Origin of the sequence: Leptospira broomii serovar Hurstbridge str. 5399, assembly GCF_000243715.2 — a bacterium.
In the GTDB taxonomy this organism is placed as follows: Bacteria; Spirochaetota; Leptospiria; order Leptospirales; family Leptospiraceae; genus Leptospira_B; species Leptospira_B broomii.
Map to the genome: position 1 here is coordinate 280,341 of NZ_AHMO02000004.1, position 13,498 is coordinate 293,838.

The following is a 13,498-nucleotide window of genomic DNA, read 5'->3' on the forward strand; positions in this document are numbered from 1 at the left end:
GATTGCCTCTTGATCCGGCTCCTTCATTTTGGAGCCATGGAAGCCGTTGAAATCGCAGGATTAAAAGTCCCAGTGTCAAAAATCGGAAACAACTCGGGCAGTCTCGGTTCGGATCTTGTAGAGACGGACTCGACCGTTCGCAATCTTCAGAACATACTTTATCCTTTATTAGAAGGTCGTCCGGTATTATTGATCGGAGATGCAGGAGTCGGAAAAAACGCATTAATTTATTATATCAATCACAAACGAAACCATCCGACCGCTCGTTTCAGCTTTAACGAGGATACTTTACCGGAAGATTTAATCGGTTCGTATCGGCTTTTGCTGGACGGTAAAGGATTTGCTTGGGCCGACGGACCATTGACTTCGGCGGTTCGTTCCGGGGCTAGCTTTGTCGCCGATGAGATGAACCTTTGTCCCCCGCATATCATTAAGCGATTTTCCACTATCTACGAATCCAATTACCTGGAACTGATCGAAGGAAACGGAGCCAGAATCCATGCGTCGAACGGATTCAACTTTATCGGTACGCAAAATCCATCGGAAGGTTTCGAAGGTAGAAAGCCTCTTCCGTTCGATATCACTAGATACTATTCCGTCGTCTACGTAGACCCTCATAGTCCCGATGAGATCCTGTTTATATTAGAGAAATTATATCCGGACATGGGAAGCGAACTGCTTAAATCCTGTATTCGGATTTCCCTCGAGACGGAGACCAGAGTCGTTTCGGGAGCGATAGGAAAAGGCGATCTGGAAAAATACCATTTCAATATCCGAAATCTTAAGAAACTTTGCAGCCGCATTTTAGGACTCAAGGCGGATAGCCCGGAGTTACGCTTTAGAGAATTATGGAATTTTTATATAGAACCGTTTCGTAAGAACGAAGATCGTCAGGCTCAAGTCGAACTTATCCTTAAGGAAACCGGTTTATCCGCGATTCCTCAATTGCCGGAACCGAAGTTCGAAGTTCATAAGGGGTTTTTATACTGTAATGATAAACGAATTCCGGTTTTGAATGAGTCCAAGGCAAAGGAAATTCTCACAAGCATTCCCTTGCCCCTAAAATTACGGGAATTTGCCGAAAGAGTCTATTCCGCCGTGGAATTTAAGGAAAATATTCTAATCGAATATTCGGAGGAGCAGGATCCGCAACTGATTCTACCTCTGTTCACCGAAGCAAACGGATTACCGCTCGAAACCGTACATCTTTGTAAAGGAATTCACACTTCGGATATCATCGGTGCGTTGAAGCCAACCACAGGATCGGAAGTAGGCTGGGTGGACGGGCCTTTGACTAAAGGGATTCGCGAAGGTGGAAATATTCTGATTACCAACTTGGAAGCCGCCGGCGCGGAGCTTGTGGAAAAGCTGAACATGCTGACCGACGATGCACGTTCCCTGGTCTTACCGCCGGAAAGTGGAGAGACTATACCGGTTGAACTCAAAGAGGATTCGCGCGTGTTTGCGATGAAGCTTTATCGTAAAACCAAATCGACTCCCACGATTTCTAGGGCATTTAGAAACCGATTCACTTCCATATTGTTTCCCGATTTAGAGGATATCGAAACGCTTAAGGAAATCTTAAGCTTTTATCTGCCGGAAGGCGATTTGATCGATAAGATGTCGGATTTCCATTCTAAGATCAAGGATCTATCCAAGAAAAGAACGATCGGCTCGGCCAATTTAATGCCTTATACTTTCGGTCTTTCTAATTTACTACAGTGGAAGGATCATATTCATCGCTATGCGGATAAAAAGGCAGGGAAGGAAGGCTTGCGAGAGGTGGCCTTTCGAGGCGGAAAAATCGCCTACTCCAACCAGATCGCCGATCCGGGAGAGCGTAAGGAATTGGAAAGAATTCTTGAATTGCAACTTTCGGGTGTAGAGATCGTCTCAGAGTTCTTCAAGGAACTCGAAGACAAGAAAAAAAAAACTCTGACACCTTCCACCGCAATCGAAAAGAGTCGTTGGTGGGATCCGGAACTCCATAAAAGGGAGCCGCTTACCGGAAAGGCTAAACTTCTCAATTCGGGAGGGGAACTTCGTAAAGGATTGGAAATCAATACGCCTCCTACCGGCGGGTCCGTTAAAGAAGGCGCCGATGCTTGGTATGGGCAAGAGACCCGCGGTAATATGGGCCAGGGCGAACCTGCAGGAGGCGGAGGCGCCTGGGGTTTCAGAACGGAAGAACTCTATAAGGCCTTCCTTGCAAAGCGACGTATCCTTTGGGAATATACGGTTCAAGCCAATCTGAAAGAATTTAAAGAAGTCTTCGGGCGAAGCTTGGAAGAAGTCGAACTCAATTTAGAGAGGCTTTTTGATCCGGAGATCGATATCAATAGAATGTATCGAAGCGAAGGAAATCGAATCGATACTCGAAAATATATCTCTTTTCTTTCCGGAAAAGGCGACTCCAAAGTTTTCGATAAAACTACCATCGATAAGGACGAGGAAAAACTAAAGGGCGTCGAAGTCGCTTTTCTAGTATCTAAGGCTAGGAGAATCTTCAACTTCGAATATGCGGTCGCTACTCTTTCGGCCATGCTTTCTTCGGCTCATATTCTGGACGAACACGACGTGAATTTTTCCGTAACGGCGTATTCGGATCGATTAAATAGGAAGGATCGAATCGATTTAGTAGAGATTAAGAGAATCGAAGAGCCGTACGACGCAAAAAAAGAAGAGGAAATGTTCGATTCTCTAAGGAGCGATTGGCAGGGTGACTCGATTGAAGAGTATCAATTGCTCGAGAAGATCGAATCCTACTTTTCGCCTGAAGCCCAAACTAGGATCCTGGTCATGATATCCGATTTTCGTGGACAAAGGGGAAAAGCGGAGATCGAGCAGGAAATTCAATCTCGGGACAATCGCCGACTTAAAGCCGAGATTTTGAAACATTCGAATAAAAACTACGTTTTCCTCGGAGTCGGTCTGGGAAGGCGCTACATTGCCGAGCATATTTTTCCGGACTCGATCCAGATAACCTCGGAAAACTTTTATAATATGCCCAACTTAATCGGGGCGGAATTGGGACGGATTATTCTCACCCACCATTCGACCCGAAATTAATTTGGGGACGGCCGTCGGCCGTCAAAACGATTGGAAATGGGAAAGAAAAAGGAAACATCCGGCCCGCAGCCGCTGGTAAATAAAAAAGCCAGATTTAACTTCGAACTGATCTCTTTTATCGAAGCGGGGATCGTTTTGTCCGGATCCGAAGTGAAGAGTCTACGCGAGAAGAAAGCGAATCTAACCGATGCATTCGCAAAAATCAAAAACGGAGAAGTTTATCTAGATAGTTTTTCCATCACTCCGTATAAAAACGGCGGATACGCAAATCACCCGGAGATCCGTCCTCGTAAACTTCTCCTCAAAAAAAAAGAGATCGATAAGCTGGATCGACAAATGAAAGAGAAGGGGCTCGTTCTCATCGCTACAAAGGTTTATTTCAAAGATAATCGTTGGGCCAAAGTGGAGCTTGCCTTGGCCAAACCTAAGAAGCTTTACGATAAACGGGAAGACTTGAAAAAGAGCGACGCAAAAATGGAAATCGCTCGCGCTATTAAGGCTAAGAACTACTCATAAAATGGCATCAAAAAAACGTAATGTACCGATGGTTAGCATCGTCGGACGCCAGAATGTCGGTAAGTCGACTTTATTCAATTCGTTACTTAAAAAGAAATTAGCGATCACCGAAGATTATCCGGGAGTGACTAGGGACGTTCTACAAGCTCGCGTTCTAAACCCCGAGAGAGGATTGGATTTTCATCTCTGCGATACTCCGGGTCTGGACATCGAAAAGCCGGACGGATTAGACGAAGCCATTTTAGAAAACGCGTTTAGGCAGTTGGCTCAATCGGATCTAATTCTGTTTCTTCTGGATTTAAGAGAAATGACTCCGTACGATTCAAGACTCATAGAAAGATTCAGAAAAGATCCGGAGCTAAATCAAATTCCGGTTCTTTACTGCGTAAACAAAGTGGATAATCCGGAAGACGAGGAGGACTTGGATCAATTTTATCGTTTAGGATTATCCGAAATTCTTCCCATCTCCGCGATCGGACGTAGAAATCTCAGCCTGTTACTCGAAAAAATCGCATTTTTACTTCCCGACGCGAAACGATACGTGGCCAAAATCGAAGCCGAAGAAGGCGCAAAGGATATTTCCTACGATTTTCGTTTGGCAATCGTTGGAAAGCCGAATGCTGGAAAATCAAGTTTATTGAATGCACTATGCGGATATGAGCGTGCAGTGGTAAGCGAAGTTGCGGGAACGACACGCGATTCAGTCGATACGTCGCTCGTATTCGAAGGGAAGCAGATATTAATTACCGATACGGCCGGCATTAGACGAAAAGCCGACAAAGCCGAAGCCTTGGAATTTTATTCTTATCAAAGGACAAAACGATCGATAGAGGCATCGGACGTCGTAATTCACTTGATGGATGCGTTAAAAGGATTCGGGGAATTCGATAAAAAAATCGTCTCATTATTGCAGGAAGCCGGTAAACCTTTTTTGTTAGCGGTAAATAAATGGGACGCGGTCGAAGACAAGGATACGAAATCCTTTGATATCTATAAGGATAAATTGTATTCCCGTTTTCCGCTCTTAAAAGAGATCCAAATTATCACCTTGAGTGCGAAAGAGAAGCAACGAATTCACAAACTCATGGAAATGACCGTGGATTTAGCGGCACGGTCTAGACGAAAAATCACTACGTCAGAATTGAACCAATCGTTGAGAGCTTGGATGTCGGAAGCTGGACGTTCCTTTTCCGCGAATCGACCTCCTAAGATGCTTTATTGCACGCAGGTTTCCGTCTCGCCCTTTCATCTAATTTTGTTCGTAAACCATATAGATTATTTCAAACCGAACCTACTGAGCTTTCTAAAAAAAAGACTGACCGAGAAATACTCCCTTCAGGGAATTCCGATCCGACTTGAGTTGAGGTCCGATCGAAAATGAACCTTGCTTCTATTTTCCTTGCTTTCGGATCGTTTTTTTTAGGTTCGATTCCGTTCGGATTTCTTATAGCGAAGTATATCGGAGGGGTGGACATTCGCGAGAAAGGTAGCGGAAACATAGGGGCAACAAACGTTACTCGCCTATTAGGCTGGAAAGTCGGATTACCCGTATTGTTATTAGATATCTCTAAAGGCATTTTACCGATAGTATTTGCGAAATACGCGCTACATATAAATTCCGAGTTAACCCTTTTATTATGCGGAATTGCAGCCGTAGCCGGCCACGTTTTTTCCCCGTTTCTAAAAATGAAGGGAGGGAAGGGCGTTGCGACGAGTTTCGGAGTCTTCTTAGTCTTGGCTCCGGGATCGGTTTTTTTCAGCCTGGTAGTATTCTTATTTCTGAAGAAAGTTTTCGGTTTCGTCTCCTTAGGTTCGATAGGTGGAGCGATTTCCTTACCGATCAGCTACGTCTTACTATCTCGTATAGAAGGTTTGGATTTCCATACTCCCACTTTTTGGGCGATTTGCAGTATCAGTACCGCGATTTTGATATTGCATCGTACAAACTTACTTCGTTTAATAAGGGGAAGCGAGTTCTCTTCCGACAAAGAAAAATACAGAAAACAGACCGAAGACTGACCTAAGTTTGAAACGATTTCATCTTTAATTTTAAGGTTGAAATCGCCGGAGTCGAATGTTAGGATTGGGCCGGTCGCTCGTGCATGATTCACAGGGAAATCGACGAAAATAGAACTAGAGAAGAAAAGATATCTAGCATAAACCAGTTCCTGGTTGGACATCCGAGTCTCGAAATTCAGGATTTTTATAAATGGCTGTATTTCGGCGAATTCGGCGAGATCGCAATACAGGAATTCTTCACCGAGAAAAAAAACGCCCCTACTCTTCATTCCATGCTGGAAGGCCTAAAAGCGGATTCAAAACTAAAAATGATACCCGAGAGAGTTTGGGAGCCCCTCGGTTTTAGTCAGAGGTATTTGATGGTATATCTGACTCCGTATTCCCAATTAGAATATCCTTTAATGCGAATCGTTAATTTAATGCAACGCTCTTCCGCTTTTCAAGGATATCGAATGCGATTTAAGTTGGACTGGATTATGCTCAAGGACGAAATCGTATCAAGGAGTATCGGTTTTTCAAAGCAGGATTTTATTAACTTCGAAGATAAAATCCAATTCCATCAACTCCCGGAGCTGGATTTTACCGATTCGTTTAAGGTTTATTATCCCGCATCCTATAGAATCGTGGCGACCAAATTATTTTTCGAATATTTTCCGGAGTTTGCACAGGAGCCTCGAGGGTTTCATTTATTGGAGGATGTTCCGATGGTGCAACATGCCGAATCGAACGAGGACGAAGAAATTATTTATCCTCGGTGGGAAGGAGAAGCTCTATGAATCAAGGCTTTCGGAATAGGATTTCAGAATCGATCGAATCTTTTTTTCAATTCATTCACAAATATTTCTTTTATTGTATCATCTTTTCTTATCTTGTCGGAGGAGCTTTCCCGCAATTAGGATTGCTTATTCGAGATACCGATTTCGGACAATTTCACCTATTTGGAGGAGGAAACATTAAGGTTTCATTATCTTTGGTTCTTCTCTCCTTGCTGCTCTTTAATGCGGGATTAGGAATTCATAGATCGGAATTGATGAATTTATTTAAGAAGCCGACTCTCCTGATCGTCGGATTATTCTCCAATTTATCGATTCCGATCGCATTTACGTATTTCGTTTCTTTGTTGATGATATTCTGGCATAATCCGGACGAAGTGCAGAACATTCTAGTCGGACTTGCGCTCATCGCTTCCATGCCGATAGCTGCGTCTTCTACGGCATGGTCGCAAAAATCCAACGGGAATCTTGCATTGAGTTTAGGGCTTGTCGTTTTTTCAACGATCCTAAGTCCGGTGACTACTCCTATCGGTTTGCATTCGATCGGGTTCATTACGACCGGAGATTACTCCGACGATTTGCACGAAATTGCGGACGATGGCATCGGCGCCTTTTTGTTTCTATCCGTTCTGGTTCCGACGGTCGCAGGTATCGGCCTTCACTTTTTACTACCAAAGACTTCTATCGAAGCCGCAAAGAAACCGATCAAGGACGTGAATTTGCTTAATTTATTGATTTTGAATTATTCGAATGCCTCGGTTGTTCTGCCTGGCGTATTCCGAGAGCCGGACTGGGATTTTCTATTCATAATCGTCTTAATTACCGGCGGATTATGTGCCTTCGCTTTTTTTACGGGGTTCGTACTTTCTCGGATATTTAAAAGTTCCGATTCGGAACGTTCTTCTTTGGTCTTCGGGCTTGGGATGAATAATAACGGAACCGGTCTGGTGCTAGCTTCTTTAAGTTTAGTAGACCACCCCTCGGTAATGCTACCGATTATTTTTTATAATTTGATTCAGCATATTGTCGCGGGATACGTTGATAAGAAGTTGACTAATCCCTAATTTTCCAGCTTTACAAGGTTTTTCGGAAAGGATATAGTTAGAAAAAAAAGGAAATTCGCAGAATGCTACAAGAAATTAACGCAGCCGGGAGCAATAATCGGGCGGCACGCCAATTCTCCCAATCCGAATTCACGATTCGAAATATGCCTGATCGCCTTCACCCGTTGTCAAATATGGATTCCGTCGTTACCGGACCGAGATCGATCGCAAAGGTTGGAGTAAACACTGACGATCAGATGCTCAGGCGTGGCTATCTCATAGATCTAAATGCATAAATTTTGATGACCGAATGCTCGGCGGTTTCCCGGGCTTTTCCCAAGCGCATCGACTGGAACGTCTCTTCATTGAGATAGCTATATGAAAGAACTATAAAGCGGATTTTTAAGACGTTCGTTCTTTTGCGGAGGCGCGATGAAAAAAAGATTTGTCTTAATTTGCGGCTTATTACTTTTAATAGGCTGCTCCTCCGGCTCTGGTAATTCAACAGTTCCCTTACCGCCGAATTCTGTCTTTCAATACGGACAATTAGACCCTAATATCTTGATCGCCACGAATGAGAAGCTGACCGTACTCGGAATCAATCGGGGGGATTTAAGCTTTATCACGATTCTTGCCGGCAAAGTTGAGAATTTTAACGATTTTAAAGGACAATATGTTTTCAGTACCGGAGATAAGGCCACGCAATTTGTCTTCACTAAAAAGAGCGAATTCTTAACCGAAAAAGGAATGAAGAATTCGGTTAAGATGATTCTAGGATTTCATTATCTCTGGCAAAAAGAATACCAGGAAAAGAACGGTTTGCTGTATCCGATCGATCCGTTTTACGTAGTTCTTAAAACTTCGCGCAAGGAATCTCTGATTCATCGATTTGAAGTACCGAAGAATATGCAAACTTACGGAGACAATTCCGTTTATGTTTCGGTCGCCGGGGCATTGGTAGAAAGGGATATCGTACTAAGTATCATTAATCCGGTTATGAAAATCAATAATTACAAGGATCGGGAAAATAATCTGTCGCTGACGTTAAATAGTCTGCAATTTCAGAAGGAGCGAATTAATCTAGAATCGCTCAGGAATTACATTCTTGCTAATAAACTGTAGTGCTTAGTTTGACGAAACCCGAATCGATAGGATTCGAACCGGGGCCTCTTTTTTCGCTTTCGACAAATTCGATTGAACGACCCATTTCATTATAAAAGCTGGTATCCGGAGTCCTCGTAACTCGATGCAAATTACTTCTTCCGTAAAATTTTACATTCTTCTTGTTATTGCAATGATTTCGTGGGGTTTCGCTTGGCCCTCTGCAAAGAGCATCGTTGGATTGGAGAATCCGAATGTGATTATCTTTTGGAGATTTTTAGCGACTGCGATTTCGATACTTCCGATTCTCCTTTGGAGAAAAGAGTCCCTACGACTTCCGGATATAAAATCTTTTTTCCAAGTATGCGTCGGTGGAGTATTGTATACTGCGTATAACCAATTTTTTTTGCTGGGCTTAAGCAGCGGATTCGCGGGTGCAGGAGGGGTACTCGTAACCACGATGAATCCCATCTTTACATACATATTAGGTCATTTGTTGCAAAAGCAGTATCCGGGAAAGAAGGATGCGTTCGGCCTGCTGCTTGGTTTATCGGGCGGTCTCGTATTATTGCATATCTGGGACAAACCGACCGAGGGAGTCTTTCAGTCCGGAAATATTTTCTTTTTGTTATGCGCATTTAGTTGGGCCATTTTAAGTATGAATAGTCATAGCACGGGTCAAAAGATTTCTCCACTGGTTTATAGCTTTTACGTATTTACTATAGGAACGATTTTTGATTTTATATTCGCTCTTCCCTACGGTTTATCGAACGTATTTTCCCTGGATTGGATGTTTTGGGGACAGATCTTTTATCTTTCCGTAATCTCCACGACTTTCGGAACGACCGTCTATTTTTTCGCGTCCACTAAACTAGGTTCCCGCATTGCGAGTTCCTTTATCTTCCTCGTTCCTGCCACGGCGGTGCTGGGTAGTTGGATTTTCCTGGGAGAAGTCCCGAGTCTTACGACCCTCTTCGGAGGTAGCCTCGCAGTGAGCGCGGTTTTGATTTTGAACGGGAATCGGACTAAAAAGACGGAAATACAGGCAGAATCCTGACTATTTCGCTTAACAATTGTTTAATCGAATAAGATTATCCCCATCGACTTTCATAGAACTGTCTGCCTTTCGGGGCGACTTGAAATCCTTCGGGATGCTCATGAATAAATCGCCCTTCTTTCAAATCCTCTAAGAAAGGACGTAGCTTCCATTCAGATACGGCGGTTTCAACTTCCAGTTCTCGCATGGTAAGAAATCCTCCGGTTTGCGTGGAGGAGTATATATCTTGTAGCAGTTGCGTGGATAACGGGTCCATAAAAGAGAGATCCTTCTGGGACAAATTTTTCAAGGCAGGTGCGCAAATCAATATTTACCCGAAGGTTAGACTATTTTCGCATCTAATGAATTTTCGGGGCGGTTATATCTAAGAAAACGTAGGCACCCGGTTCGACTTCTTTGCTAAAAACGATCAGATCTTTGACCGCTTCATTATCGTAATAACGATCGCTAACTCCCCAATCTTCCGGTTTTCTGAACGAGTCCCTAAGTTGTTTATAAAAGTAGGGCAGATAGGACCAGTTTTTTCCGATTCCTTGGCTATTTTCCCTAAATGAATTTTCTCCGGTTCGAACGTAATACGGAGAGAGTTGTGTTCCTTTCGAGTCAGTAACGTATGCGCGGTGGATCTCCTTCGAGGTCATAAAGATAGTATATGCGTCGATAATATACCTACTTGCGATTTTAATTATCGGAAACGGATTTAGAATTTCTCGAAGTATATTTTGTATCTTTTTTTCGAATGCGATTTCTGCCGAAATCTGCTCGGTCTTTTTCTCATGAAAAAAATCGACCATTTCCCTAATTAAGGAGGGAGTGTTTTTATTATTCGAAAGTTCCGGCGAAGGTTTTTGTAAAAGATATCCTTGCAAAAACCGAGCTCCTCCTTCCAAAGCAAAATACATTTCTTCCCGAGTTTCCAAACCTTCGTATAAGACGGAGGCTCCTAAGGAAAAAGCAAGATCGCGGATATGTTCCATTACTTTCCTTATCGAAGGAGATCGAGCAGAAGCGCGAATCAATCTAAGGTCCATCTTCAAAAAATCAGGACGAAGCAAACCGACTCTTTCTATCCCGGATGCTTCCGAACCCAAATCATCCACTGCAATTCTGAATCCGTACGCCCGAAGTAAATCCACTGCAATTCTAAGAGAATCCAAGCTTCCCGCGAATTCCTCCTCGGTTATCTCTAGGATAATTTGCTTCGGTTCGATCTCGAACTCTCTTGCGAATTTAAGAAGGCGAAAGGAATCGATTCGTTCGTTTTCCAATTCTCTGTATAAACGATTCGGCGAGATATTTAGAAAAAGATGATGTTTAGTCGATGATCCCCGGATTTTCCTCATCGACGATTTCCATATCGAAGCTTCGAATGCGGAAAGATCCTGATCGGACAGCCCGATTTCTGTGGAAAACAAATAACCTCCGCTTTCCCATCCCCGATCGGTTTTTATTCTTGCAAGGACCTCGTGTCCGAAAATGCTCCCGTCCTCGACCGAAAGAATGGGTTGGAAGAATGGCAGCACTTCCGCATCGCGAATTTCTAAATACCGCATTTCTGCTATATTGGATAATATATCTCTTATATCAAACGAAAAATGAAGCGTTTCTTCGATTTATTATGGGGGACTTATTTGGGAGAGAAGTCGGCGGGCTTTATTCTGATATTGATCGATTGATTTTGTGTTGTTGACTGAGGTTTCCTTCGAGTTCTAAATCGACACCCTTATGCTCGAAAGGAAAAAAACCATTAAAAACGGATGCCTATTTGCGATTGTGGTGCCGACAGTCGTTTTATTTTTATCCTTTGCTTTCACGATATTCATTTTTAAAGACGATTACTTCCAGGCCGTTAGCTGGAAGGATTGGCTCTTCCTGCTTTTCGGTCATATATTTGCCTTGGGTATTTCCATCTTCTTGCTGATCGTCTCCTTATTTTTTTCGGCCTGGCTTTCTTGGAAGGACCCGGAGCCGATTCAAACCTTGCGGAGATTCTGGCCGCTCATATTCGCATTGATTTATTTACTAGCTCCGGATCTAATTCCGGGCTGGTTGGACGATACGGTGATCGTAGCTCTTGTAGGCTTTTACCAATATTGGAAGAGCCGTAATGATACGGAAGAGGCGAAATTCAAAGAGAAGGACAAGATCTAGCGCCAGGTTTTCTCTTATTATATTCGGTTAACCGATAGCAGATGACTGACGCGTTCGCTTTGCTCACGCTGGACAGAAGCAGCGTGTGTTGGAAAGGCGATAGAAGTAGGAAGGATCTATTGTAACGCAAGAATCTTTCTCTAGTACGTGGAAGCTCCACTCATCGATGTTCTGTCCTCAGTCTTCTGGCGGCCCTGCGCATCTCCGGTGCGGTACTAGGTCGTACTAGTGCGGGCCATTCGGCGGGCCCCCACCCTGATTTCGGGTGGAGGAGGAGGGCTCGTGGGCGAGGGTGCTCGGCTCTATATCATAAATCTTCGGATTTGCCAAGTATTTTTTATGAAGAGTTTTTTGTTGGAGCTCCTGCACGGAGGACAGAGGACTGACAAGTTCGCTTTGTTCATGCTAAACAGAAGCTGCGCGATGTTGGAAAAGTAATAGAAGTAAAGGAAAGATCTACTGTAACACAAGAATTTTTCTATAGAACATGGAAACTCCGCTCATCAATGATCAGTCTTCTGCTATTCCAGATCCCAAAAGAAATCCTTGTTTGTCAGCTCTTGCGCTTCAGCGACAGAAGGCACTTCTTCAGATAGTCGTTCATCTCTTACTAAACCGGAGGTAAGTCGCTCCAAATCGGTCGTTTCTCTTTCCCAGTATTCGTCCGAGCCGAAATGAGGAAACGCATTCGGAAAAGAAGGGTCTTCCCATCGCTTCGCAATCCATGCAGAATAATGAATATACCGTAATCCGCGCAAGGGTTCGACAAGATGAAACCAACTGTCGGAAAAATGCCTAAATTCGCGATAACCGGATAAGAAAATCCCCCTCTCATAATCGGCCTTGGAATCGCCGAAAGGGAGAAGCATCCAAAGATCCTGGATCGCAGGACCGGTCACGAAGTCGTCAAAATCGATAAAGCAAAAACCGTCGTCGGTTCGTATTAAATTTCCTTTATGACAATCGCCGTGAATCCTATGAAACGGAACGTTCTTTGCATTTTCGTGAAAGCATTGAAACACTTTACCTGCGGCAGTCTCGTAACGATTTCGAAGGGAAGAAGGTAAAAAATCCTTTTCGATCAGAAAGCGCAACGGCTCTTCTCCGAAATTTCGAACGGTAAGAGTGATTCTATGTTTTGCGGGTGCAGCAGCGCCTACATTATGAATTCTCGCCACCAATCTTCCGAGTACTGTCAAAGACTCTTCGTCCAATTCTTCCACAAGTCTTCCTCTTTGTGCCGGCCAAAGAGTATAATAAATTCCTTTTGTTTCCCGGATAGTAGTTCCTTCTTTAAGCCTGATAGGAGCGATGACCGGAATTTCGGCTTCGGACAATTCTGCAAGGAAGGAATGTTCCTCCAGAATTTGCTCCAGATTCCAACGAGCGGGACGATAGAATTTTACGATCAGATGGCCGCCTTCTTCTAACCCGACATCATAGACTCTATTTTCCAAACTATTTAAGGCCAGACAATGCCCGGACACCGGAAACCCCGCGTCTTCTACCGCGGATAAGACAGAGTCTATATCCAATCGATTATAGAATTCTTTTCCCGGGATCTCCATGATTGCTAGTATCCGGATAGAAACTAGCAATCATAGGATTTTTTATTATTTTGCAGCAGCCGCTTTCGCCACGAGTGCTACAAATTCTTCTTTGCCGAAAGCTGTTCCTACGATTCCTTATCCACCTTCTGTGGCTTCCAAAGGAGAAAAAATCACACCCTTGAGTCTCTTATCCGGGCCTATCTAAGTCGGATTCATCGA

13 protein-coding genes are annotated in these 13,498 nt (G+C 43.7%); 10 read left to right on the plus strand and 3 right to left on the minus strand.

Going from position 1 to position 13,498, the window contains the following annotated elements:
- The first annotated feature begins 36 nt into the window (after positions 1-36).
- From LEP1GSC050_RS01435 to LEP1GSC050_RS01475, 9 genes are all read left to right on the plus strand, one after another.
- Positions 37-3,069, plus strand: coding sequence for an AAA family ATPase (locus tag LEP1GSC050_RS01435; RefSeq protein ID WP_040910835.1), 3,033 nt, complete (start codon positions 37-39; stop codon positions 3,067-3,069).
- A gap of 36 nt (positions 3,070-3,105) precedes the next feature.
- Entirely contained in the window at positions 3,106-3,585 is a 480-nt protein-coding gene (gene smpB / locus LEP1GSC050_RS01440) for an SsrA-binding protein (RefSeq protein WP_010569288.1), read from the plus strand.
- A gap of 1 nt (position 3,586) precedes the next feature.
- Positions 3,587-4,966, plus strand: coding sequence for a ribosome biogenesis GTPase Der (gene der, locus LEP1GSC050_RS01445; RefSeq protein WP_010569289.1), 1,380 nt, complete (start codon positions 3,587-3,589; stop codon positions 4,964-4,966).
- Positions 4,963-5,604, plus strand: a complete 642-nt coding sequence (plsY, locus tag LEP1GSC050_RS01450) for a glycerol-3-phosphate 1-O-acyltransferase PlsY (RefSeq protein ID WP_010569290.1) — start codon at positions 4,963-4,965, stop codon at positions 5,602-5,604. Before der ends, plsY begins: the two co-directional genes overlap by 4 nt.
- A gap of 83 nt (positions 5,605-5,687) precedes the next feature.
- On the plus strand, positions 5,688-6,380 hold the full coding sequence (locus LEP1GSC050_RS01455; RefSeq protein WP_010569291.1) for a hypothetical protein: 693 nt from the start codon (positions 5,688-5,690) through the stop codon (positions 6,378-6,380).
- On the plus strand, positions 6,377-7,441 hold the full coding sequence (locus tag LEP1GSC050_RS01460) for a bile acid:sodium symporter family protein (RefSeq protein WP_010569292.1): 1,065 nt from the start codon (positions 6,377-6,379) through the stop codon (positions 7,439-7,441). The genes LEP1GSC050_RS01455 and LEP1GSC050_RS01460 overlap by 4 nt, the downstream gene beginning before the upstream one ends.
- Before the next feature lie 62 nt (positions 7,442-7,503).
- A complete protein-coding gene (locus LEP1GSC050_RS01465; protein WP_010569293.1) occupies positions 7,504-7,716 on the plus strand; it encodes a hypothetical protein in 213 nt (70 codons plus the stop codon).
- A 136-nt stretch (positions 7,717-7,852) separates the two neighbouring features.
- Positions 7,853-8,542, plus strand: coding sequence for a hypothetical protein (locus LEP1GSC050_RS01470; RefSeq protein ID WP_010569294.1), 690 nt, complete (start codon positions 7,853-7,855; stop codon positions 8,540-8,542).
- Between the two features lie 124 nt (positions 8,543-8,666).
- Entirely contained in the window at positions 8,667-9,578 is a 912-nt protein-coding gene (locus LEP1GSC050_RS01475) for a DMT family transporter (RefSeq protein ID WP_010569295.1), read from the plus strand.
- A gap of 34 nt (positions 9,579-9,612) precedes the next feature.
- On the opposite strand, the gene LEP1GSC050_RS01480 is transcribed toward LEP1GSC050_RS01475, so the two are convergent.
- Both LEP1GSC050_RS01480 and LEP1GSC050_RS01485 read right to left on the minus strand, forming a co-directional pair.
- Complete coding sequence (locus tag LEP1GSC050_RS01480; protein WP_020987024.1) at positions 9,613-9,834, minus strand: hypothetical protein; 222 nt, start codon at positions 9,832-9,834, stop codon at positions 9,613-9,615.
- Between the two features lie 82 nt (positions 9,835-9,916).
- Positions 9,917-11,131 carry an EAL domain-containing protein gene (locus LEP1GSC050_RS01485; RefSeq protein WP_010569297.1) on the minus strand — a complete coding sequence of 405 codons (1,215 nt, stop codon included), beginning with the start codon at positions 11,129-11,131 and terminating at the stop codon, positions 9,917-9,919.
- 172 nt (positions 11,132-11,303) lie between these two features.
- Here LEP1GSC050_RS01485 and LEP1GSC050_RS01490 point away from each other — a divergent pair, with 172 nt between their 5' ends.
- On the plus strand, positions 11,304-11,729 hold the full coding sequence (locus LEP1GSC050_RS01490) for a hypothetical protein (protein WP_010569298.1): 426 nt from the start codon (positions 11,304-11,306) through the stop codon (positions 11,727-11,729).
- A gap of 521 nt (positions 11,730-12,250) precedes the next feature.
- On the opposite strand, the gene LEP1GSC050_RS01495 is transcribed toward LEP1GSC050_RS01490, so the two are convergent.
- Positions 12,251-13,297: a serine/threonine protein kinase gene (locus LEP1GSC050_RS01495; protein ID WP_010569299.1), complete on the minus strand. Its 1,047-nt coding sequence runs from the start codon at positions 13,295-13,297 to the stop codon at positions 12,251-12,253.
- Positions 13,298-13,498: the final 201 nt, after the last annotated feature.